This window comes from Okeania sp. (genome assembly GCF_983059655.1).
On the sequence record NZ_CEZPJD010000009.1, the window covers coordinates 9,095 to 32,635 of the forward strand.

The window sequence follows — 23,541 nt, forward strand, 5'->3', positions numbered from 1 at the left end:
CCTATCCCTAAACGACTAGCTAAGGCAGGAGTTAAAGGAAATAAAGTAGCGATCGCCACAAACAAAGCTAACAAACACAAAGTAGCTCGTAGATCGTCAGGTTCGATTAATTCATTTAAGCAAGGGCGTTCCAAATTTCGCTGCAATACCAAAATAATAATCGCCCAATACAATGCTAAAGGATTAACCAGAGAAGCGATAACTAAAACTACAAAAGTGAAAAATGTTGCTCTACCTGCAACTTTCCGAGCATAAATTGCCTGAATAATTCTACCGCCATCCAACTGACCCGCAGGCATGAGATTTAGTGCTGTAATTACTAAACCCAGCCAACCGATAATTGCTAGTGGGTGAACATCTACTACATTTTGATTTACCGCCGAACCTAAGATCGCCCGTGCTAAAGTTCCTACTAAAACAGAAGCTCTGAAAAACTCCGATGGCATCTGAAACATACTACCTTCCTGGGAAAGCAACAAACCCACCAATAACATTGCCAAGGAAAGTATTCCTCCAGCAGCAGGTCCGGCAAAAGCTACATCAAAAAGCACTTTCCTATTGGGTATCGCTGACTCGAAACGGTTAACAGAGCCAAAACTGCCAATTTGCCAAGCTGGGAGAAAAAATGGCCAACTAAAGCGGACATTGTGACGTTTTGCCAGGACTTGATGGCCGACTTCGTGAATACCTAAAACTGCACATAGACCAAGTGCAATGGGTAATGCTTCTGGATACCGTGCGGGTTCGTTGAAAAAGTCAAATCCTAATAACAAACCACCTGCTTCAAAACTGGTAGCAATAGTAGCGATCGCCAGCACAACTGCCAGAATTTTTTGGGATGTAGTAGCAGGTTGAGGGTCATTTTTACTTGGTAAAATTATGACTACTGGTTTACCTTCAGGACTTTCTAGTAGAAATAGTTGATAGCGATCGCCTAGTTTTTCTTTTAAACTGACTGATAACTTAGTATGGACTTTTTCTACATCTCCCCGTAAATTACCTTTGAAAATAGCTCCTTCTTGATAAGGAATAGTGTCAGTGGTGAAGAAAGTATCGATACCAAAAATATCTTTAATTTTCTGGAGGTCTTCACTAGGAATAGGAAGAAATTCTGGAGTTAGTTCTTTTTGTGGTTCAGTGTTTGCTACTTTATCCTGGGTTGCTTGAGCTTCCTCTTCATTACTAGATAGTTGTGAGGAGTCGCCGATAGTTTTGAGACTGGTTTGGTTTTCTGCTTCTTTAGCTGCTATTGTTCGTAGTTTTCGTCCCAAATATATATACAATCCTGCACAAGCTACGAGCAAAAACAGCACAAATACCAGGTTAAGATAAATTCCAGCAGCAAATAGAGCAAAAAATAGTAGCCAAGGAGCCATTAATACCACTGATTGTAACCAGGCTAGAATGCCTACTACACCATAAGGTCTTGCTCTGTTATATCCCCAACCAAGAATTCCCAGAGTGATTAAAGCTACTATTACTGTGGTTATGTTTTCAGATATGTTATACATAATTGTATGTGCAATTCAAAAGTCCAATATGGAATAAAGTAGGTTTTCTATTATATTTGTGCAAACAAAGGAAAGAATTTTCCTATCGAAATTCTTTGTATTTCATATGTGATTTTTCAGCAGTTTAATCAAAAACTTTCTCACTAAAGTAGTTATTTAAACAGTCTCTTGTTCATTAGATTTCAATCTGAATCTGCCTAAATATTTTTTGATAAAAAAAAATTGAGCCGATTAATTTTTTACTGAAAAATTTAAGTATAAAGCCTCTTTATTTCATGGAGAAAAAAGAAAAAAAATTTTTGCTCCTATGCTCTAAATTTATAAGAAGAGGTAATTCTAAATTTCAATCACTCTTGTATGAATGTTTCTGGAGTTCCTCTCTCAACATGAACATAACTGCGACGTTTAGCAGCTGTATAATTTGGATTGAGTCTAATTGCTTGATTATAATCAGCGATCGCCCCCCAATTATCCCCTACTTTTCGTAGTACATTTCCCCTTCGATAATAAGCTTTTGGATGAGTTGCATCTAATTTAATTGCCTGATTATAATCATCAATTGCTCCTTGATAATCTTCTAATTTTTCTTTAACATCACCTCTATAAATATAAGCATCTGAGTGACCTTTATCTATCTCTATTGCACGATCAAATTCTGCCAAAGCCAATGGATAATTTTGTTGTTCATATTCTTTTAATCCTTTTTGATAAAAATAATTGAATCCTAGCTTTTTATTTTTGCTTTTTATTTCTGTAGTTTCTTCAAATGCAGTTTTTTTTTCCTTTGGATTTTCTATTTTTTCTGATTTTTCTTCAATATTAACTAATACATTTTTGATAGAATTAGCTATTATCAAGCTTCCAGCTACAGCCTCTTTTCTTGCCCATTTATCTGTAGCTAAAATATCATCTAGAGTAGGATTTTTCTGGTAATCTGACTTATGCTTTTCACATACATATTCAATCAATTTAGGAATATCCAAAAAAGGAATTTTTTCTTCTAAAAATAATGCCACAGCCTGTTCGTTTGCCGCATTCAAAGCTGCCGGCATCGAACCACCTATACGACCCGCAGCATAAGCCAATTGAATACAAGGATATTTCAAATTATCGGGTTCCTTAAAAGTCAAACTACCAGCTTTAACTAAATCTAATTGTTTCCAATCAGTATAAATTCTTTCCGGCCAAGATAAAGCATAAAGTAGAGGCAAACGCATATCTGGCCAACCCAATTGAGCTAAAACAGAAGTATCTTGTAACTCAATTAAAGAGTGAATTATACTCTGAGGGTGAATAACTATATCAATATTGTCATAATCTAATCCAAACAAATAATGAGCTTCAATAACCTCCAAACCTTTATTCATCATTGTGGCAGAATCAACCGTAATTTTCCGACCCATTGACCAGTTAGGATGTTTAATCGCATCTGCAACTTTTACGCTTGATAATCTCTCAATTGGCCAGTCTCGAAAAGCACCACCAGAAGCAGTTAAAATAATTCTGCGTAAACCCTTTTTCGGTACACCTTGAAGACATTGAAAAATTGCTGAATGTTCTGAGTCGGCAGGCAACAACTTTACTCCGTGCTCTTCAATTAAGGGATTAACAACTGGGCCTGCTGCGATAAGTGTTTCTTTATTTGCCAAAGCAATATCTTTTTGGGCCTCAATAGCAGCGATCGTAGGTAATAAGCCAGCACAACCGACAATACCTGTGACTACAGCTTCTGAGTTACCATATCTAGCAACTTCTATTACACCATCTTGGCCTGCAAGCAATATGGGTTGAGGTCTCAGGTCAGCAATGGCCTCTTTTAACTCTGTAAATTGGGACTCATCGTTAATAGCAACAATTTCAGGGGAGAACTGCCGTACTTGTTGGGCTAACATTTCGACATTGCGTCCAGCAGCTAACCCAATAACTCGAAATTTGTCTGGGTTTTGAGTAACAATATCTAAGGTTTGAGTACCAATAGACCCTGTAGATCCCAAGATTGTAATTGCTTTCATATTTTTTTGAGAAATTTGTCCACAATTCCACTATACGATTCATTGGTTATTTTGGGTGAAGAAGAGAAACCTGTATTTAAACTAAATTGATAAATGTGTGCTACAAATAGCTAGGGTATTTCTTAGAAGTGAAGAGTCAGAATAAATAGCTTCAATGTCGGTTTTTAGGCCATAAGTTCTCTTTTTTGCTCAAGGGATATTTCTTGTAAGTGTCTTTTAACCACACTTAATTTTTAAAATGCGTCTTAGCAAGTTAGAAGTCAGAAATAATATAAGGTTATCCTTTCAATTAGGGTTTGCTGAATAAAGTCTTTTAGTAGGGGTAGGAGACAACCCACGCCTAACCCCTCCCAAGAGAGTAAGACAGGAGAAATGGGAATTATAGAGGAGGTAGTCGGAAAAATTGTCCCTTGATTTTTCTGCCATAATCGTCCCAAAATACTAGCTTTATGCAGCTCTTTCAGCTAAAAAGCTGGCACTTTTTTATACAAAAAAATGCTATAATTTTTATCTGTCAATGCTTTGATATTTATTCAGCAAGCCCTAAGTATTCAACCGAACATATATTAGAAACTAATACTTTGAGGAATGCGACCTCAAATTATTAAGGCGGATGTAGTAGATGAATAGCCTGACGATCGCATTTTCCTCACTTTGCTATATGCTAAATTATTGATGCTTTGAGGAATTTGGGAAGGGAGAAAGAACTCGTAAGCCATTAAACGGTCAGCATGGCGATTTCGTTCCTTAATTGTGGTCTCAGCCACTTGCAAATTGTCCTGGAATTTCTTCAAAGCCACTTGCAATTGATCATTATTTGGAAATACTGATGAGGAATATTTACCTACCTGGGTATAATATACAGAACCAAGTAAATAAAGCGTATTAAGTCTGGTTTTGAGCTTGACTGAGTGAAGGCAAACCTTTGATGAAAGTCTCAGAATCTTAGGGATTTATTGGAGCTGCAAAATAGCAAGCCAGAGGAAATGCTGGCGTGTACATCATTAATTTTTTTTGAGAAAAGTTCACCGCCGCGTGTTGAGCGCTCGCTGTAAAAATCAATGTCGAGATTGCTTTAACTAAACAATTTATGGTGTTAAATTTGCCTTCCCCATCATCACCAAAGTTTTGCAGCCGTCCCCTTGCAAAGATAGTTGATGCCCAAGTTTGTGAATAGGTATCATCCTTAACTGCTGAGTCGTTTCTGTAGCAAATGCTGAAATAATCCCTTACCCAAATTTCAATGGCATCCCAAATTAGTAACCCATCATCTCGGTAGGGAAGGGATAGGTTGGTAACTTGTTAGTATCAGTTACATGCCGATTGGCTAAAGTTTGAGGAATTGAAATTTCATTAAAATTAAACAAATAACTTTGTGCAGCTTTAGCCGCCAGATCTTGATCGCCACCGACGCTGCTGGCTAATAGAAAGTCTACCGTACTGCCGGGCGCAACTAAGACGTTATTTCCTTGTCTAGACTTACTTTTTCTGGGTCATGCTCTGCAAACAAACATTTTTCATACCATAAAATGTCTAAGTAATACCATTTCTCAAAAGTCTTGCTACATCTCCTTGACAGTAGGGAGTAGGGAGTAGGGAGTAGGGAGTAGGGTGAAAAGAGATAAGATATCTTGGTTTAATGCCGAGAATCGTTACAAACATGATTCAAGCATTATTATTACTTAATAACTGAAGTCCCACGGGAAGTATAGCATTATTTTTGGGAATTGGTATAACACTAAAAACTTTTTAACACCCGATAAAATTTAACCAGAGTTACAGTATTGGGTCATTCAATGATTCTCCATAAGTTGGACTACTTAGGGTTTGCTAAAAAAGTCTTTTTGCTCTTCGTAGTAGTCAGTAGTCAGTAGTCAATAGTCAGGAGAAATGGTGGATTACAGAATATGTAGCTGGAATAATTGTCCCCCAATTTTTCCGCCATTGCCTGCCAAAATACTAGCTTTATGCAGCTCAAGCCACTGAAAAGCTGTCACTTTTTGAGACAAAAAAATCTTACAACCAATATCAGTCAATGCTTTTGCTGACGCAAAGCTGTCGCTAAGGTATTTAATCAGCAAGCCCTACTTAGAAGAAACTGCTAATTTTGAAGCTGTTAATCAACCCTTAACCTAACAATAAGAAATAAAGTTCACACCATTAAATTTAACTTCATCAGGGCCTGAAAACTTTTTGACTTGACATAGCATTACGCAAATAGGTTAGGGCAATTATAGACACTCAAACTTAGTCAGGGATTACTTCTAAATTCTAACTTCTGACTTCTGACTTGCGCGTAGCGCCATAACTTCTCTTGCCTAGAGATCCCTACAGTGAGATGATCTGTAATGTATATGGCCTGAGAACAATTCCAGGGTAGTATGACTGTAGTATAACAGTGGACAAATATCTGGTTTATTCGCTCCGGCATTCACACATTCAAACTATATAGAAACGATAACTATGGCTGTTACAACTCAATCACTCGAAGAACTTTGTATTAACTCAATCCGCTTCTTAGCAATTGATGCAGTTCAAAAAGCTAACTCTGGCCACCCCGGACTACCCATGGGTGCTGCACCAATGGCCTTTGTTCTCTGGGATAAGTTCATGCGCTTTAACCCCAAAAATCCTAAATGGTTAAATCGCGATCGCTTTGTTCTCTCTGCTGGCCACGGCTGTATGTTACTTTACGCTCTCATGCACCTCACAGGTTTTGACAGCGTACCTATGGAGGAAATTAAACAATTCCGTCAGTGGGATTCTAAAACTCCTGGCCACCCAGAAAATCACATCACTGAGGGTATTGAAGTTACTACCGGGCCACTAGGACAAGGAATTGCTAACGCTGTAGGATTAGCTGCAGCAGAGGCCCATTTAGCTGCTACGTTCAATAAGCCAGACTGTAACCTAATTGACCACTATACCTACGTCATCATGGGTGATGGTTGTAACATGGAAGGTATTTCTGGTGAAGCTGCTTCCCTAGCTGGACATTGGGGTTTAGGTAAGTTAATTGCTTTCTATGATGATAACCACATTTCCATTGATGGTCATACAGACATTTCCTTTACTGAAGATGTAAGTAAGCGTTTTGAAGCTTATGGTTGGCACGTTCAGCACGTTACTGATGGTAATACTGGCTTAGACGCGATCGCTGACGCTATTGAAAAAGCAAAAGCAGTTACTGACAAACCTTCCATGATCAAAGTTACTACTCTGATTGGTTATGGTTCTCCTAACAAAGCTGATACTCACGATGTTCACGGTGCAGCACTGGGACCCGATGAGGTAGCAGCTACTCGGAAAAATCTTGGTTGGGAATATCCAGAATTTGAAGTTCCTGCGGATGCTCTGAGTCATTTCCGCCAAGCAGTTGACCGAGGAGCAAAATATCAGGAAGAATGGGATCAGCTTTTCTCTGACTATAAATCCAAGTATCCTGAAGATGCAGCTACTTTGGAGCGGATGGTAAGTGGTAAGTTACCTGAAGGTTGGGCAGATGCACTTCCTAAATATACTCCTGAAAGCAAGAAGGATGCAACTCGTAACCAGTCTGGTGCAACACTCAATGCTATAGCTGGAGTTTTACCAGAATTAATTGGTGGTTCCGCTGACTTAGCACCTTCTAACAAGACTTTAATGAAAGGTTTAGGAGACTTCCAAAAAGGTCAATATCAAAACCGGAATATGCGTTTTGGTGTGCGGGAACATGGTATGGGAGCAATTTGTAATGGTATTGCTCTACATGGTTCCGGGTTAATTCCTTATGGTGCAACATTCTTGGTGTTCACTGACTATATGCGGAACTCCATCCGTTTGTCTGCTTTAGCTGAAGCTGGTGTTATTTGGGTAATGACTCACGACTCTATTGCTTTGGGTGAAGACGGACCTACTCACCAACCAGTTGAGCATATTGCATCTTTACGTTTAATTCCACAATTACTTGTGATGCGTCCTGCTGATGGTAATGAAACTTCTGGTGCATACAAGGTTGCAGTGGAAAAAGCTAAAGGAACTCATCCTCAACCTACTCTATTAGCATTGTCTCGTCAAGGTTTGCCTAATTTAGCTGGTAGTTCCATTGATGCGGTTGCTAAAGGTGCTTATATTGTTAGTGACAGCGAAGGTACTCCAGATATTATCTTAATTGGTACTGGTGGCGAAACTTACCAATGTGTTGACGCTGGAGAAAAACTCCGTGCTGAAGGTAAGAAAGTGCGGGTGGTTTCTATGCCATGTTGGGAGTTATTTGAAGAGCAAGATGCAGCTTATAAGGAGTCTGTGTTCCCTGCATCTGTGAAGAAGCGTTTGGCAGTGGAAGCTGGTGTTAGTTTTGGTTGGCATCGTTATGTGACTGATGAAGGTGCGACTTTGAGTGTTGATACTTTTGGTGCTTCTGCTCCTGGTGGTGTTGTGCTGGAGAAGTATGGTTTCACTGTTGATAACATTGTTGCTAAAGCTAAGGAAGTATTGGGTTAGTTTTCATAGCGATCGGCATTTAGCATTCAGCTAGAGCTACAGCAATTTTCATAATTAGTAGGGACGTTGCATGCAACGTCCCTACAAGCTTCTAGTGGTGATGATGTGGTTCATCAGGTTTGATATAATATAATTAGGAATAACTAAGTTTGATGATTAATTTGAATAAAGCAGTTTTAGTTATATCTTTAGTTGCATCTATTGCTTTACCAACAGTAGCAGAAGAGTCAGGTGGATTTTATGCTGCATCGCTCGTCGCTGCTAATATATATCTGTCGGGAAAAAGGTTACAGTCATGCTGTTGCTCGTCCAGACATGAGTGGTGGTGTTTATTATTTCTGTGTTAAATAGGGAGTGGAATATGACAGATTTTTATGGAGTAGATTTCTATAACGTTTATGTATCAACACCTGATACACCATCAATTTATATGGGATGGTATCAATCTACCACAGCAAAACAACCTCCAGTAGTAGGAGAGAAATTTTCTTCTTGGGCAGGTGCAAGTGACTCAAGAAAAAAGGTTGAAATGGAGATAGTAGAAGTCGTGGCAACTCATCCGCAATGCAGATTAGCTTTGTGTAAAGTTATTTCAGATTCTATAAATTATAGTCAGTAAGTTTCAGGATTGATTATGGTTTTTTTTATTGAAAAATCTGTTTATTTTCAGTTATATTACTATTGTTGACGAAATGATGATGAACTACTGACTAATAATTCATCTATTACCTGTCAGCTATCAGCAACAAGATTCTCTTCTCAAGGACGTGTTTAAATTAACAACTGACTTTGAGGGCAAGGGAAGCAACTTTTGTAGTAAGAAAATTAATCAAGCTTTATATCCTAAACTAAAAGTAATAGCTAATAGCTGATAGCTGATGGCTGACTGCTGAATGCTTACTAAGAAATTGTTCACTCTGCTCTGATTAAAGCAGATTTAACCAGATAATGATAGGTATAGCGCTGTGCGCAGGCAACAGGCAACAGCTCATCTGGCAACAGGGGTAATAAAAAACCGATAATATAAGACTTTTAGCTATTGGACATCTCCTGCAATTTGTAAATATGCCAGCGCACATTGCTATATCTTTTCGAGAAATATTGAGCTATTTTAACTTTACCTAGCAACTATAATATAATTTGCCACTAGTATTATAAGAAAACAAATGAAAGCTATTATAGCTCTAATTTTAGCAACACTTATATTCGCAATATCTATCAATTTTCTGCAAATCAAAGTAGGTATTACTCAACCAATATTGAATCATAACATGGCTGAATCGAAAACTCCTGAATGGGCAAGATTAGTAGATATAAAAACCGTTAATCCTGAGATTATTTTAGATATTCGCTATGCCACTACAAATAATTTCCTCAACCAAAAATTATACCCTGTAGCGAAATGTGCTTTAAGAAAAGAAGTCGCAGAAAAATTATCACAAGTTCAGGCAGATTTAAAAATAATAGGATTAGGTTTAAAAGTTTATGATTGCTATCGACCTCTATCAGTCACAAAAAAGATGTGGGAAGTTTTACCAGATTCTCGTTATGTGGCTAATCCTGAGAAAGGTTCTCGACATAATCGTGGTGCTGCAGTTGATGTTACTTTAGTTGATTTAAACACTGGTAAAGAGTTAGAAATGCCTACGGAATTTGATGATTTTTCAGAAAAAGCTTGGCGCAATTATTCAGGTAATAAATTAGAAGTTCAGAGAAATAGCGAACTACTAGCAGAGAAAATGAAAAAGTATGGCTTTGAAGCTTTATTAACTGAGTGGTGGCATTTTGATGCAACAGGGTGGCAAAAATTTGCTATTTTAGATGTACCTTTAGATCGAATTACTGAGTTTTAAAAAATATAAATTATGGATGTTATTTCAGTTATCAGTTATCAGTTATCAGTACTTCTGCAATAAGGAGACTTGAGATAAGGAATATAGCGCTACAAGTTTAGGTTAGGACATTCCTAAATCCACCAAACCCACTCACAGTTTACTTTTGCCTGTTGCCTGTTGCCTGTTGCCTAGCGCGTAGCGCTATATTATATTTTTTTATCCCCTTAAAAGAGGAGGCTTTAGACCAGAATTTTTGTAAGCATTCAGCAGTCAGCTATCAGCTATCAGCTATCAGCTATCAGCTATGAGTTATTAATTCATTATCTTGGGAGAAGGAATTAGTATTTAAGGAGAATAAAAAATTATGTTTGCGCAGCATTCCGCAGGAAATGAAATAGTACTTTCAGTTAGCCTTGGTCATTGCTTAATTCTTTCTTTCAAATGCTGATAGCTGAATACTTACGAATTTTTCGGTAAAAATAAGGTATTAAACTCCCTACTGTCGATAGATTATGTTAAAGATGAGTATTATATTATGAAAAAGTCCGGAGTTTGACTTTAAACTTGAGAAAGTTTATTATGGAGAACAACTAATTTATCAGTTAGTTACAAAGCAAAATACTAAGTAGTTCTCACTAATTCCGATTTTAATCAAATTTTATGGAGAACAATATGAAAAGTATACTACTAGAACCAACTTATATTTTTAATGATGAAAATCCCCTAAATCAAACAATTAACTTGACTGATAACTATAAGAAAATTCCTAGTCAAATTACTGAAAATCAAGATTTACCAGAACAGTTCAGTCGTCACGGATATCCAAAAAAATTACAAGATGACCTCGAACCTTGGGAAATAATTCGGTTAATTAAACAAACTAGAATTGAGATTGCTGAATATGCAGAATCAACTATTATTGGTTCAGATAATAGATATGATAAAATCGAAGCCGAACTAGGGATGAATATTATTATTCCCAAAGGCAAAATTGAACAACTCAGATTAGAAATTTCCTTAATAGGAGGTAGTGGCTCTGAACCAATAATAGCTGTAGATGGATTACCATCTGATTTATTTGATGAAAAATATCTAGTTCAAGGCAAAGTTACAGTAGCAGTTGATAAATTACTTAAATTTATTCCTGTAACTGTTAATGTTTCAAATATGTTACCTGCTGATATTGAACTAGGACCTTGGGAATTTAATTTGGGACGTATGAGAGATGTCACAATTGATTTTTCCGGTGGATTAACTTCTCAACCAGCTTGGTTTTTTCAAGGTAATGGAATTAAAAATGATGTGAGAGTAGCTCTGACAATAAAAAAACCCAAAAACTTACACAAAGTTACTGCAGATGTACGGGCAGCTTGGGTATATAAACCAGGTTTATTTCGTTCAGAAAAAGTCGGTAGTGATGTGAAAAATATCCTGATTTATGAAAAGTATTAAAATAAGCATTCAGCAGTCAGCTATCAGCTTCATTACCTTTAGTTTACAACTAGAGCTGCGTCGTTCTTGTGGTTCAATTTATGGGTTAAAAATGTAGTATAGCTTAAGCGAATGCTTGCTTCATTGGTTAAGAACATCAGAGGTGACTGCTAATAGCTGTTTGCCCAGCATTCCGCAGGAAATACTTATCTATTAGACATCTCCGGAAAAGAGGCAGTAGGCAGCTTTGCTGTAGGCAGTAGAGGAAAATAATTGATGATTTCTGTGCGATAATTGATTTGATTTTTTATTGTCGGAGATGTCTATTAAATCAGTTTTAGAAAGCAATAAATATTCTGTATTATCTTTATATTGAGTTCTATTTATCATTAAAAAAATCTTGAAAATCCTTTAATTTATCTAGGAGTTTGTATTATTTTATAGATCGTTTTTTCTTCTTAACTTAAAACTCAGGTAAGGCTAGATTTTTTCTTCTTCCTTTTTCCTTCTTCCTCCTTACTTCTTCCTTAGTAATAATATGAAACCAGAAAAAATTTCTCCAGGATTAATAAATGCCTTAGAAAGCTATCAACAACAGGGTGAAAAAGGTCTCAACCTGCATCTACGATCGTTAGGTATTATTAATAATCCCAAAACCTCTAAACCGCCCTTAGCATCAGTATTTATCCGCTGTGAAGAAAATGCTAATCTCAACCATCTCAGCGAGTATGGAATACAAATTAAACAGTCTAAAGGAAAAATTCGCACAGCTTTTGTCCCCTTAGAACATATCGGGCGTTTATCCGAAGAATCAGCGATCGCTCGTATTACTCCTTCTCGTTACCTAAAACCCTTATTAGACGAAGCGAAAAACACTATTGGTTTACCAAATTTTCAGATCAAAACTGGGTTAACTGGCAAAGGAGTAATTATTGGCATCATTGATAGTGGTATCGATACTACCCACCCCGCTTTTACTGGTAGAATTTTGCGGATATGGGATCATACCTTACCTAACGATGGTAACTCGGAATATCCCGAAGGTTTAGAACTCACTGGCAACCTACCCAAAGGAATATTAGCAATGTCTCGCGACCAAACTGGTCACGGTACTCATATAGCTGGCATTGCTGCTGGTAATGACCATGCCTTTTCAGGTGTTGCCCCCGAAGCAGACTTAGTAATAGTCAAAGCAGGCTTAAATACATATATTGCCGATGCGATCGACTATATATTTCGGGTTGCAGATGAACTGCAACGACCTGCAGTAGTTAATCTCAGCTTAGGAGACCACTACAATGCCCATGACGGTAGCGATCCGTTATCTAATTTCATCGATCAAGAATCAGGCCCAGGCAAAATTGTCTGTTGTGCTGCTGGTAATGAAGGTAATGTTGATATTCATGCAGAAACTATTGTGCAAGAAAATCAACAAGTCTGTATCCGTTTCCTTATACCTGCCTCCATTTGCTCCAGTCCTTTAAAATGGCGTGCAGAATTAAATGGTTGGTACGCTAGCAGCGATAATATTGAAGTTGCGGTTCAATCTCCAGAAGGTAGTCGCACGCATTTTCAGAATATCAGCGACAATGGTTACTCTCAGAAAATACACCATATATCAGGGGCACAAGTACAAATTATTATGTATGGTCCGGAAAATACAGACAACGGTGAATATTGGTTCAATATAGAGATTACTCACGACCCTAATTCTGTATCGATCGCCACTGGAAATACTGGTAATTGGCGACTGTGGTTAAATGGTGTTGCTGTCAAGAATGGAAAAGTTAATGTTTGGAGTGGGGAGAGTCGAAAAGGATTTGATGTTGTATTTACAGGATCTGGAGTACAAGATTTAATTAAAATAGGTTCTCCGGGGGCAGCAGCGAGAGCAATAACAGTTGGTTCCTACACAGCGCGACTATCCTGGCAAGATGTAGAGCAAAATTGCCAAAAAGTAGGATTAGATTTGAATACAGTTTCAGAATTTAGTAGTCCAGGCCCTTTGCGTAATGGTATGATGAAGCCAGATGTAGTTGCACCGGGAGCGATGATAGTTTCTGCTTTGTCATCTACTTCTACTTGTTCGTCAATGATGCAAGTTGACCAGTTTCATAAAGTAATGGCAGGTACGAGTATGGCAACGCCGTTTATTACTGGGTTAGTAGCATTGCTGTTGGAGAAGGAGCCGCAGTTAACTCCTGAAGAAATTAAGCAACGTTTGCATTCAAGTTGTTTTATTCCTGGAGAACCTGTTGGCAGTTTCGATCCAAAATGGGGTTTTGGTTTGATTAATGCTGAAAAATTATTAATAGCAGGACTTACGCACTGAGAACAGATATAGGGTTTCGCTCAGTTACGCTACCGCTAACACACCCTACCCATAGCGTTCATGCGTAAGTCCTGAATAGAATAGGTTATAGGTAGTAGGTGGTAGGTCTTAGGTGTTATTGCAAGGAACAAGTTGGTGTTTGACTTCTGTTGATAGTGAACTGTAATATCATGTTCGGATAATTACTTATAATAAAATTTTTGTTTGTAGTAGGGCTTTAGCCCTTGAGATATCTATATTAGAGCTAAAGGCCTACTACGAGCTGTAATTATAACTATTCAACCGGACATGATACAAGTCCTAAATATATATAAGAGCTTATTAAGAAGTTATATCAATAAATTCCAGTAATGTTAACTGATTTTTTGAATAAACTCACTATAATATCACCCAGAAAAAAAAGGATTGTGCATTACGAACATTTCTTACAATTATGGCTAAGAAACTAATTTTTTCTTATATACAATCTGCATTTCACTGCTATTCTCTACTTGTTCTCCAACCCTAACTCAATTGATATAACGGATACTTCTTCATAAAAATTTATATTTTTTTGTTGATAAAAAATCTTAATTGTGTTCAAATAAAATTATTGATAATAAAGCTCAATATAGTAGTCCTATTTCCGCTATGTAGAAAATATCCAACAGAGCAAAGGTAAAAGGAATAATAATTGTCAAAAATTTTATTCTACTTTGGGATTTTTACAAATTATTTAGGACTGCTATAGAGCCTTCTTGAACTGATATTTATCAGATTGAGGACCAAATCTCTATGCAAACATTTGGCAATGAAGAAAGCAGTACCATATCTACAACTAACGACAGTGGAGTTTTCTGGACACCTGTTTGGCGATCGCTAGGTTGGAATTTTGAGGCCACAGAAGAAGAAGGTGCAGCCTTACTGGGAGGTAATATCAGGTTCAAAGACCTCTCTGGGCAATTACTAGGTGCCCATGTAGCCCACGCTGGCTTGATTATGCTATGGGCAGGTGCTATGACACTGTTCGAGCTATCCCAGTTTGACTCCAGCGTACCAATGTACGAGCAAAAACTAATATTACTACCTCATCTGGCAACATTAGGTATTGGTATTGAAGCAGGGGTACAAGCGATCGACACCTATCCCTACTACGTCATTGGTATGCTGCATCTCATCAGTTCTGCTGTTTTGGGAGCAGGAGGTATCTACCATGCCGTTTTAGGGCCTAAACAGCTTAATGAGAAAGGTTTTGGCTACGACTGGGAAGATGGCAACAAGATGACCACTATTTTGGGTATTCATCTAGTACTGTTGGGAGTTGGAGCATCTCTGTTGGTAATTAAAGCAACGGTTTTAGGTGGTATTTACGACCCACTAATAGAACAAGTAAGGTTAGTACAGCCTAATATCGATCCTGGGACAATTTTTGGTTATCTGTTTGGATTTAGCCCTAATGGTTGGACAATTACAGGCATGGCTAGCGTAGATAATCTAGAAGATGTAATAGGCGGTCATGTTTGGGTCAGCGTACTCTGTATTGGAGGCGGTCTCTTTCACATTATTTCCAAGCCTACAGGTTGGGCAAAACAAATACTAATTTGGTCCGGAGAAGCCTACTTGTCTTACAGTTTAGGGGCACTTGCGATCGCAGGTTTCAGCGTAGCTGTCTTTGTCTCCACCAACGAAATCGTTTATCCTAGCGTGTTTTACGGTCCTATTGGTAGCGACTCTGTGCGAGCTGCTCTTGCTACTGTTCATGCTGGATTAGGTTTCCTAGCTTTAGTCGGACACTTATGGCACGCTTACCGAGCGCGAGCTGCTACTCGTAGAGTATTTTATGGAACGTTCTTTGACTTTATGGCTAAGAATGTTACACCTATTACACCTGCATGAACAGAAGTTAGAATCTAAGTTCAATAATTATATAAGGAGAACAATAGCAATGACTGTCGCAACTGATGAGAATCTGCAAATCCCTTGGCGGGCAGGTAATGCTCGGCTTGTTAACTTATCCGGCAAGCTATTGGGCGCTCATGTAGCCCATGCTGGCTTAATTGTACTCTGGGCTGGAGCTATTACTTTGTTTGAAGTTGCCAACTTTGATTCCTCCCTACCGATGTATGAGCAGGGGTTAATTGTACTACCTAATCTAGCTCGCTTGGGATTTGGGGTTGGTGAAGGAGGTGTCATTGTAGATACCTACCCCTACTTTGTGATTGGGGTACTGCATTTGATTAGTTCGGCGTTTTTAGGAGCAGGGGGTATATTCCATGCTCTCAGAGGCCCTGCCAAGCTAGAAGGTAAATTTTCTTTCTTTGGCTATAGCTGGGATAATCCAGGTAAAATGACAACTATCCTGGGTATCCATCTAGTCTTATTAGGAATCGGAGCATTTTTACTTGTAGCAAAAGCGATGGCATTTGGCGGGTTATACGATCCAGTAGTTCAAAATGTACGAGTAATATCAAATCCTACTCTAAATCCTACGACCATTTTCGGCTACCTATTCGGTACAGAAGGGAAGTTTTGGCTTGCTGGTGTCAACTCTTTAGAGGATGTAGTGGGCGGTCACATTTGGATTGGTGCTATCTGCATTTTGGGTGGTATCTGGCATATTCGCACCGTACCGTTTGATTGGGCTAAAGGCTTATTTGTCTGGTCAGGAGAAGCATATTTGTCTTACAGTATTGGCGCAGTCAGCTTAATGGCATTTGTAGCAACGTTATTTGTGTCCGTTAACTCCCTGGTATTTCCCACAGAATTTTTCGGACCAACTTTGACTCTGGTATTCGATCGCTTTCCTGTATTTGTTAGTACTGATGGAGCCTTGACTGCAAGAGTATGGTTAGCTAATGCCCACTTCTGGTTAGGATTTTTCTTCCTGCAAGGACATCTATTCCATGCTCTTAGGGCAGCAGGCTATAGCTTCACCGAAGGTAGAGTAGTCACATTTACAAGAGGTCAAGTAAGCTAGTTATGACCAAAAAATCAGGTCTCAAGCCTCCCCTTTCAAGGAAAAAAAATCAAGTTCAATATTTCCAGCCTCTAACTTTAACTAGAGGTACTGATAACTGATAACTGATAACTGAAATGACTGTAACTAAATCAAATCCATTAAGGTTTTTAGGCTTTTCCACAGATAATAATGTTGATGTTGCGAACTATGTTAGTGATTCCCAAGAACCCTATTCCTGGTGGGCTGGTAATTTTCGCTTTGTTGACTTGTCTGGAAAATTATTGGGAGCGCACATTGCTCATGCAGGCTTGATTGTACTCTGGGCTGGGGCAATGACTCTGTTTGAGCTATCAAAATTCGATCCTAGCCTTCCCATGTACGACCAAGGGCTGATTTTGCTGCCCCACATGGCGACTCTGGGTATAGGGGTTGGAGCAAATGGTGAAATTGTTGATACTTATCCCTACTTTGCTATTGGTGTTATCCATCTCGTTAGTTCAGCAATTCTAGGTGCTGGTGGCATTTACCATGCCGTGCTTGGACCTGACAAACTTGATGAAAAGGGATTTGGCTATCAGTGGAATGATGGCAAAAAAATGACTACTATCCTTGGTATTCATCTACTGCTATTAGGGATGGGAGCATTTTTGCTAGTAGCCAAAGCTATGTATTTTGATGGTTTGTACGACCCGGCGATCGCCAATGTACGACTGATTACTCAACCTACTCTCAACCCACAGACTATCTTCGGTTACCTCGTCGGTATCACCCCTGATGGCTGGACGTTGAAGGGTATGGCTGCTGTCAACTCCCTAGAAGATGTAGTAGGGGGTCATATCTGGATTGGTGCTATTTGCATTTTGGGCGGTCTCTGGCATATTACTACTGCCCCTACAAAATGGGCTAAGGGTTTATTTGTCTGGTCAGGAGAAGCATATCTTGCCTATAGTCAGGCAGCTTTGGCTTACATGGGCTTTTTTGCAGCCTACTTTGTCTGGGTGAATGATACAGTCTATCCTTCCGTATTTTATGGTCCTGTAGGTGTGACTAATGTTGATGGAACAATCACTCCTCGCACCTGGTTGATGTTGTTCCAACTCATCTTTGCCTGTCTGCTACTAGCAGGTCACTTTTGGCATGGTCTCAGAGCCAGAGCGATCGCCAGTGGATTTGTCTTCAGTAATATGAAGTTCAATCCCGGTGCCCTCTATGGAGACACTCAGTTTAATAACGAATCTCTAGTTACTGGTATTGTACAGCCTTTCCAGAACAATCCTCAATTGGGTAATTTGGCAACCCCAATTAATTCCAGTCAGCTTACCATCACTTGGGTTAAAAACTTACCAATTTATCGGAATGGTTTATCTCCTATTGCGCGGGGTCTGGAAATTGGCATGGCTCACGGCTACCTATTATTAGGACCTTTTCTGAAACTCGGACCATTGCGTAACACAGACCAAGCTCTTCTAGCTGGAGGTGGTAGTGCAGCTGGCTTAGTAGTGATTTTAAGTATCTGTCTGTTTGTTTATGGGGCGGTAGTGTTTCAAGGTTCTAGTAAACCAAGAGGCGTTTTGCCAGATAACCTGCAAACTTATCAGGAATGGAGTCTGTTTACCTCTGGTTTTCTCATTGGAGGAATAGGCGGTGTAATTTTTGCCTGCTTTATCCTCATAGAAATCGGGCGATCGGGAATTTTGTAACCTTGTTTGCTTGAGCAGGGGAAAAGGGGCAGAAGTTGATACTCCTAATTTTTATCGGATATTTATTCTGTTTCCTCTCCTGCTTAAGTTAATAGCTCAAAGATGTTTAGACAACTCTATTGCCTGAAAATTGTTTGTAAATAATTATAAAGTATTTTTACTCCTCACCAATTAGAACTCTCTGATAACTAATAGTCAAGCTTTATAATTTTCAGTTTTTATAGGATTTTATCAATGACAATTCCTTTAATGTATTACCCACTCTCTAGTCAAAACCATCGGGTTCAAAAATTTGATGTTACAGGAGATGAATATCCGAGACAATATACTTTAGAGAGCCTGCCAACTGCTACAGAGATGGATGAAATTATCTGGGCAGCCTATCGGCAAATTTTCAATGAGCAGCAAATTATCGCAGCCCATCGACAGGTTGCTCTGGAGTCTCAACTACGCAATGGTCAAATCGCAATTAAAGATTTCATTCAAGGTTTGTTGCTTTCTGATTCATTCCGGCGACTGATCTATGAGACCAACAGTAATTATCGTTGTGTTGAGCTTTGTATTCAACGGGTTTTAGGACGCCCTGTTTATAACAATAAAGAGAAACTTGCCTGGTCTATTGTATTGGCAACAAAAGGACTTCAGGGTTTTGTCAATGATCTGTTAAACAGCGAAGAATATGACAAGTATTTTGGCTATAATTTTGTTCCCTACCAACGTTGCCGAGTTTTACCTCAACGCACTCAGGGAGAGTTACCTTTTGCTCGGATGGCTCGTTATGACAGCTATTACCTAGAGCAGTTATATCAAACAGGGCAACTACGGAAATTTTATCCAGGCATGTTAGATAGTAGCGCTCGTGCTTATCGCAAAGCTCTATTATTTGTGGGAATACTCTCTGTCGCAGTGTTATTAATTACTCTGACTCTAGTACTTTCGCCCACATAATATCAATAACATGAGAATTTACTAGCTTTGTTGCATAAAAATGTTATAAGCATTGTTAAATCAAGTATTTTTCAATAAATGTTATAACAATCGAGTATTAAACTGTAAGGCTTTCAGGATACTCGTGCAGCAAGTATAGTTTACAGTGATTTAGGCGATCGCACAAAATACGGCAGAGCGATCGCTTAATATTAAATCCAGTAGCATCAATGGTGATTTGTTGCCTATACTTTTATTATTTATCAGCAATTAATGGGGGGCCTGAGAAAACGTTATGCTCATAAACCTTTGACCAATTTCACTGAAACTTTGGAAGCATTTCTCACGGGTATTTCTTACAATTTTTTTTGTTGGCTGCAACATAATCAAGACGTTTTTGCTCAACATAAATCCGTCACGACCAGTCAAAACCCTGGGATATTCGTCTGCTTCTTGGAGGTTATTATCGAATAGATACTGGTTACTCTGAGTTGTACCATCAGCAAATTGAATTTCTGTGGGCACATAGGCATCCGAACGCACCGTTATCGTCTCCCTAGCTAAAGCATCCCGTACCGTTGTGGTGGTGGAAGTATAGCTAAAGAAAGTAGTGTTATTGCGAGCGTCGGTAGAAGATTTGACTTGTCCGTCTGGATAATAAGTAACGGCAGTTGTATAGCTGGTATCAGCATCCAAATGTATTGTCTGACCGCTCTGACGACCAAACAGATTATCTGCTACATCCGGGTCTGGGTCGGCAATACCGTCTGGCAAACTGTCGTAGTGATATTCTGTCATCAGACCAGTTGATTCGTCTGTCACTGTTTTGACTCGACCAATATTGTCGTAGGTATAGCGCGTCACCCGTTGACTGGGGTCAGTTTCGGTCTCTAGCTGTCCGTTATCATTATAGGTAAATACGATTTCACCTTCTCCTGGTGTCAACCAACCACCGAGACGACCATCATCGGTAAAACGGCGCTCTATATGCCCGATGGTGGGTGCGTCTTCTGATAAATTTATCAACTGTGAAATGTCTCCAAAGTTTTGATTGCTCAAATCCTTGACTGGCAATTATTTACGCCAAGCGCGTACAATTTCATTCGTTTACTACCGATCGCCCATTTTATTTTCTGAAGCTCTTAGCAACATATTTGCTATATGATTATGACCTTTTGAAATTGCTATATCTAGAGCTGTTTCTCCTTTATTATTCTTCGTCTTAACATCAACCCCAGCTTTTAGTAAAATTTCTACAATATTTGTATGTCCTAAAAAAGTAGCCCACATTAAACCCGTGAAGCCATATTCAGGCATTGGAACGAGCGAGCGAACGTTGGCATCTGCTTCAATCAACAATTTTAAAATTTCATCTGCTCCGTCATTAATGGCTGTCCATAGCACTTGTGAGTTATTTTCTACGGTTATTTTAGCACCTGCTTCAAGCAAAATTTTAACCATTTCAGGCATCATAGTTCCAGAAGCAGCTTGCAAAGGAGTTTTCTCTGTTTTATCCTTTGAATGAATATCAACTCCTGACAAAATTAAAGTTTTTACAATCTCAGTGTTTTGTGTATAAAAAGACCAGACAAATAAGCCCTGACCTTTAGAGTTGTTGACATTTGGGTTGGCTCCTGCTAGAAGTAATATTTTGATTACTTCTAAGTTAGAAGTTTCTACGGCGCGGTAAAGAGGAGTTATTCCTTCTTCGGTTTTTACGTTAACATTAGCTCCAGATTCAATCAATATTTTTATCACTTTATAGTGTTGCCACTCAACCCCATACATTAACGCAGTATATTTTGTTTGATCTTGAATATTAATATTAGCTCCTGACTCAACCAATAATTGAGCAATTTTATAATGTCCCCGAGCAGATGCCAACATTAATGCTGTCATTCCTGTTTTTTCTTTTACATTGACATTTGCTCCTAGCTCAATCAACAAAGAAACAATGTCGAAATTATTATCAAGAGTAGCTAGCATCAAGGCAGTTCTCTTTTTGTCACCAAATTTAAAGTTTATATCAAATCCAGAATTTATAATTTTTCTAATTCTTGAAATATCTTGCTTTTTAACAGCTTCAAATAAATCCATAGCAGTAACTACACCATTAACTCACATTAAAGATTTAAAATATTTCTCCTTAATAAATGACATAAGTGTTACACAGCCTATTTGCTCCCAAGCTTTTTGATGAGCTAAATATATTCGTTTGGAAATCATTAATTCTTCAGTCATTTCTGTAAAGAAACTGTCAATATTTTGTTTAAGTTGGTCTGCTATATATCTATCTACAAAATAGACTACCATATGATCGGGATCTAAATCTATCATTGTGCAATATTTTGAAAGAATAACAGGAACTGCATATAAATTTTTACTTACTGGGAACATTTTTTGCTCGCGAAGCTCTTTTAGCCTTTTGGCTGTAAAAATAGTAATTTTAGCAGGTAGTAGCTCAAACTCTCCAAGGTCTGGATCTGCCTTGCAATGTGCAGTAGATTCATCTTTGGGCAGTAGGCATTGTTTTACTAATTCCCTTACTTTCTTCTGAGAAATTATTTTTTCTGGAATGTATAAAACACCTGTTTTCGAGCTTTGGTTATTTGAAATAACAGTTTTTAAATTAACCGAGCTTCCTAATATTTCCGCTGTTTTATTGCAAAGGTTTAATTTTCCTATCAGAATAGGGTGGAGATCGTCAAAATAATTTTCTAAAAGAGGATAAGCTTTCGGCCACGGTCCTAAATCGCTGAGAAGATTTAAAATTGGAAAAGGTATGTTATGTTCGTAGATATCTGCACATCCTCCTATCTGTTTTAATAAGAGTTGATGGGAAAAACTGTTAGCAAACAAATCGTGTATTTTTTTGTATAAATCATTTTTTTTCAAACAACTATTTAATTCGATTTTGGTTATAGCTAAAGTAGGACATCTTTCTATTCTATTAAATCTAAGATTAATTTCTCTTGATTCATAACTCATGCGAAGTTCTTCTGCTTTATGACCTTCAGCTTCATAGTCAGTAGTATCTGCCCAAAGAGTATTAGTAGGAGACATTTCTAACTCCTGTCTTATTTGACAAATTTCGATTTTTGGAGTCACACAAAATGGTGGAAAATTATAAATAATATCTGCTGAATTAAATTGTTGTTGCTTGAGTTTTGCCATTGATTTTTCTGCACTTTTATAGCGTTTATATAAGCTACGACCCCTAGACCATATTTTGGCTTTTATTTGGAGTTCTTTGAGTCCAACTAAAGGAACAAAAGCGTGAAGTAAATTCAAGACATTATCATCTTGAATATGACTAAAAGCTTGAATTATCAAAGTAAAACTTTTGTTTTTTGTCTCTTTTTTCATCTCTCTAACTTATTGTTGAATGAAAAATGATGTAATCGTTATTTTTTTGAACAGAACTTACATCAACACACTATATAAAGGATGTGTAAGTCCTGTTGAACTTATCCAAAAAGCAAGCCTCTATTAAGGCTCGTTCTTAATACTATCTCAGAAACTAATATAGAAGTTGATTGAGCAATTGTCGCTGTGTAATAAGAAGTTATTGAGACAGCACTTCCTACAACAGCTATAGGCATCAAATCTCTTGCCAACTGACGCAAATCTTGCGGCATAACTACCGACATACTCCGTATTTTGCCTAAGAGATGCATCTCATCAGTGTAAAAAATAGCCCCTCCGAAATTAAAAGCTATGATTGGTGTGGGACTTGAAACGCCACGCGTCACATTTGCAATAATAACATCTGGTGGTGCCTTCCAAAAAATATCTGGCGAGTGATCCCAGTATGTTATTGCATATTCACCAAGAGCTCTTGTTGCTTCTAGAATCCCATTTGGAGAGAGGGGCTTTATATCATTAAATAATTTTTGAGTACGATTGAGAATATCTGGTTTACGCCCATCTATGAGCCTTCCAAAATAGACAGTATCCCCCGGGTGATCAGCTCTGTATATGGGTTGAATTACTTCTTCTACACCATAACCGAATTCTTGAGTATATGGTGGTGCTAACCCGCTAGGATCGACAAGGTTAGTTGGATTAGAATGAGCATATAAATATTTATGTAGTGTAATTGGCTCATTTAAACGTCCCTCATAAACATCCCTTCTCGTAAACCGCCCCACACCCTGGTCATAATACCTATCCCTCAAATAATACTGCCCCAACTCCCCATCAAACTGCTCCCCTGCAAACAAATAACTATTCTCAACATCCCCACTCTCACTAATCAACTCCCCAAACGCCTCATAAGTATAACCAGCAACAACCTCCCCATTCTCATCCACCAACACCCGCGTACTACCCAAACCATCAACCAAATAAACAGAAACTTCTCCCTCCTGCTC

The 23,541-nt window shown here is 38.3% G+C and carries 18 protein-coding genes and 2 pseudogenes; 10 read left to right on the forward strand and 10 right to left on the reverse strand.

Annotated elements, in window-relative coordinates; genetic code table 11:
- From AC3DU7_RS01400 to AC3DU7_RS01425, 6 genes and pseudogenes are all read right to left on the reverse strand, one after another.
- Positions 1-1,511: site-2 protease family protein (locus AC3DU7_RS01400; protein WP_488037583.1), on the reverse strand; the 1,511-nt coding region annotated here is incomplete at its 3' end.
- A gap of 347 nt (positions 1,512-1,858) precedes the next feature.
- Positions 1,859-2,368 carry a tetratricopeptide repeat protein gene (locus AC3DU7_RS01405; RefSeq protein WP_488037600.1) on the reverse strand — a complete coding sequence of 170 codons (510 nt, stop codon included), beginning with the start codon at positions 2,366-2,368 and terminating at the stop codon, positions 1,859-1,861.
- Positions 2,369-3,523 (reverse strand): annotated as a pseudogene (gene dxr, locus AC3DU7_RS01410) (1-deoxy-D-xylulose-5-phosphate reductoisomerase); the annotation flags it as partial. It lies immediately after the preceding gene.
- Positions 3,524-4,119: 596 nt separating this feature from the next.
- Positions 4,120-4,290, reverse strand: a complete 171-nt coding sequence (locus AC3DU7_RS01415) for a hypothetical protein (RefSeq protein WP_488037584.1) — start codon at positions 4,288-4,290, stop codon at positions 4,120-4,122.
- Positions 4,291-4,468: 178 nt separating this feature from the next.
- Positions 4,469-4,792 (reverse strand): annotated as a pseudogene (locus AC3DU7_RS01420) (lipoxygenase family protein); the annotation flags it as partial.
- Between the two features lie 264 nt (positions 4,793-5,056).
- Positions 5,057-5,185 (reverse strand): hypothetical protein, encoded by a 129-nt coding sequence (locus AC3DU7_RS01425; protein WP_488037585.1) that lies wholly within the window; start codon positions 5,183-5,185, stop codon positions 5,057-5,059.
- Positions 5,186-5,986: 801 nt separating this feature from the next.
- Here AC3DU7_RS01425 and tkt point away from each other — a divergent pair.
- The 10 genes from tkt to AC3DU7_RS01475 all read left to right on the forward strand — a co-directional run bounded on the left by tkt (position 5,987) and on the right by AC3DU7_RS01475 (position 19,189).
- The gene (tkt, locus tag AC3DU7_RS01430; RefSeq protein ID WP_488037586.1) at positions 5,987-8,005 is read left to right on the forward strand and encodes a transketolase; all 2,019 of its coding nucleotides are present in this window, start codon (positions 5,987-5,989) and stop codon (positions 8,003-8,005) included.
- Between the two features lie 152 nt (positions 8,006-8,157).
- A complete protein-coding gene (locus tag AC3DU7_RS01435) occupies positions 8,158-8,352 on the forward strand; it encodes a hypothetical protein (RefSeq protein ID WP_488037587.1) in 195 nt (64 codons plus the stop codon).
- A gap of 14 nt (positions 8,353-8,366) precedes the next feature.
- Entirely contained in the window at positions 8,367-8,624 is a 258-nt protein-coding gene (locus tag AC3DU7_RS01440; RefSeq protein ID WP_488037588.1) for a hypothetical protein, read from the forward strand.
- 547 nt (positions 8,625-9,171) lie between these two features.
- Positions 9,172-9,858 (forward strand): M15 family metallopeptidase, encoded by a 687-nt coding sequence (locus tag AC3DU7_RS01445; protein WP_488037589.1) that lies wholly within the window; start codon positions 9,172-9,174, stop codon positions 9,856-9,858.
- 654 nt (positions 9,859-10,512) lie between these two features.
- A complete protein-coding gene (locus AC3DU7_RS01450; RefSeq protein ID WP_488037590.1) occupies positions 10,513-11,292 on the forward strand; it encodes a hypothetical protein in 780 nt (259 codons plus the stop codon).
- 517 nt (positions 11,293-11,809) lie between these two features.
- Entirely contained in the window at positions 11,810-13,603 is a 1,794-nt protein-coding gene (locus AC3DU7_RS01455) for a S8 family serine peptidase (RefSeq protein WP_488037591.1), read from the forward strand.
- 774 nt (positions 13,604-14,377) lie between these two features.
- Positions 14,378-15,478: a chlorophyll a/b binding light-harvesting protein gene (locus AC3DU7_RS01460; RefSeq protein ID WP_488037592.1), complete on the forward strand. Its 1,101-nt coding sequence runs from the start codon at positions 14,378-14,380 to the stop codon at positions 15,476-15,478.
- 49 nt (positions 15,479-15,527) lie between these two features.
- The gene (locus tag AC3DU7_RS01465) at positions 15,528-16,559 is read left to right on the forward strand and encodes a chlorophyll a/b binding light-harvesting protein (RefSeq protein WP_488037593.1); all 1,032 of its coding nucleotides are present in this window, start codon (positions 15,528-15,530) and stop codon (positions 16,557-16,559) included.
- A 116-nt stretch (positions 16,560-16,675) separates the two neighbouring features.
- Positions 16,676-18,241 carry a chlorophyll a/b binding light-harvesting protein gene (locus AC3DU7_RS01470; protein ID WP_488037594.1) on the forward strand — a complete coding sequence of 522 codons (1,566 nt, stop codon included), beginning with the start codon at positions 16,676-16,678 and terminating at the stop codon, positions 18,239-18,241.
- 234 nt (positions 18,242-18,475) lie between these two features.
- Positions 18,476-19,189 carry a phycobilisome rod-core linker polypeptide gene (locus AC3DU7_RS01475; protein ID WP_488037595.1) on the forward strand — a complete coding sequence of 238 codons (714 nt, stop codon included), beginning with the start codon at positions 18,476-18,478 and terminating at the stop codon, positions 19,187-19,189.
- Positions 19,190-19,438: 249 nt separating this feature from the next.
- On the opposite strand, the gene AC3DU7_RS01480 is transcribed toward AC3DU7_RS01475, so the two are convergent.
- The 4 genes from AC3DU7_RS01480 to AC3DU7_RS01495 all read right to left on the reverse strand — a co-directional run.
- On the reverse strand, positions 19,439-20,227 hold the full coding sequence (locus AC3DU7_RS01480; RefSeq protein WP_488037596.1) for an RHS repeat domain-containing protein: 789 nt from the start codon (positions 20,225-20,227) through the stop codon (positions 19,439-19,441).
- 51 nt (positions 20,228-20,278) lie between these two features.
- Positions 20,279-21,265: an ankyrin repeat domain-containing protein gene (locus AC3DU7_RS01485; RefSeq protein ID WP_488037597.1), complete on the reverse strand. Its 987-nt coding sequence runs from the start codon at positions 21,263-21,265 to the stop codon at positions 20,279-20,281.
- 21 nt (positions 21,266-21,286) lie between these two features.
- Positions 21,287-22,534: a hypothetical protein gene (locus AC3DU7_RS01490; protein WP_488037598.1), complete on the reverse strand. Its 1,248-nt coding sequence runs from the start codon at positions 22,532-22,534 to the stop codon at positions 21,287-21,289.
- Between the two features lie 101 nt (positions 22,535-22,635).
- On the reverse strand, positions 22,636-23,541 hold a 906-nt coding region (locus AC3DU7_RS01495; RefSeq protein ID WP_488037599.1), incomplete at its 5' end, for an RHS repeat-associated core domain-containing protein.

Excerpts from the sequence above, each read along its gene's own strand:
- AC3DU7_RS01425 (WP_488037585.1), bottom strand. The coding sequence starts at position 5,185 with ATGTTTGTAACGATTCTCGGCATTAAACCAAGATATCTTATCTCTTTT.
- tkt (WP_488037586.1), top strand. The coding sequence starts at position 5,987 with ATGGCTGTTACAACTCAATCACTCGAAGAACTTTGTATTAACTCAATC.
- AC3DU7_RS01435 (WP_488037587.1), top strand. The coding sequence starts at position 8,158 with ATGATTAATTTGAATAAAGCAGTTTTAGTTATATCTTTAGTTGCATCT.
- AC3DU7_RS01440 (WP_488037588.1), top strand. The coding sequence starts at position 8,367 with ATGACAGATTTTTATGGAGTAGATTTCTATAACGTTTATGTATCAACA.
- AC3DU7_RS01445 (WP_488037589.1), top strand. The coding sequence starts at position 9,172 with ATGAAAGCTATTATAGCTCTAATTTTAGCAACACTTATATTCGCAATA.
- AC3DU7_RS01450 (WP_488037590.1), top strand. The coding sequence starts at position 10,513 with ATGAAAAGTATACTACTAGAACCAACTTATATTTTTAATGATGAAAAT.
- AC3DU7_RS01455 (WP_488037591.1), top strand. The coding sequence starts at position 11,810 with ATGAAACCAGAAAAAATTTCTCCAGGATTAATAAATGCCTTAGAAAGC.
- AC3DU7_RS01460 (WP_488037592.1), top strand. The coding sequence starts at position 14,378 with ATGCAAACATTTGGCAATGAAGAAAGCAGTACCATATCTACAACTAAC.
- AC3DU7_RS01465 (WP_488037593.1), top strand. The coding sequence starts at position 15,528 with ATGACTGTCGCAACTGATGAGAATCTGCAAATCCCTTGGCGGGCAGGT.
- AC3DU7_RS01470 (WP_488037594.1), top strand. The coding sequence starts at position 16,676 with ATGACTGTAACTAAATCAAATCCATTAAGGTTTTTAGGCTTTTCCACA.
- AC3DU7_RS01475 (WP_488037595.1), top strand. The coding sequence starts at position 18,476 with ATGACAATTCCTTTAATGTATTACCCACTCTCTAGTCAAAACCATCGG.
- AC3DU7_RS01485 (WP_488037597.1), bottom strand. The coding sequence starts at position 21,265 with ATGGATTTATTTGAAGCTGTTAAAAAGCAAGATATTTCAAGAATTAGA.
- AC3DU7_RS01490 (WP_488037598.1), bottom strand. The coding sequence starts at position 22,534 with ATGAAAAAAGAGACAAAAAACAAAAGTTTTACTTTGATAATTCAAGCT.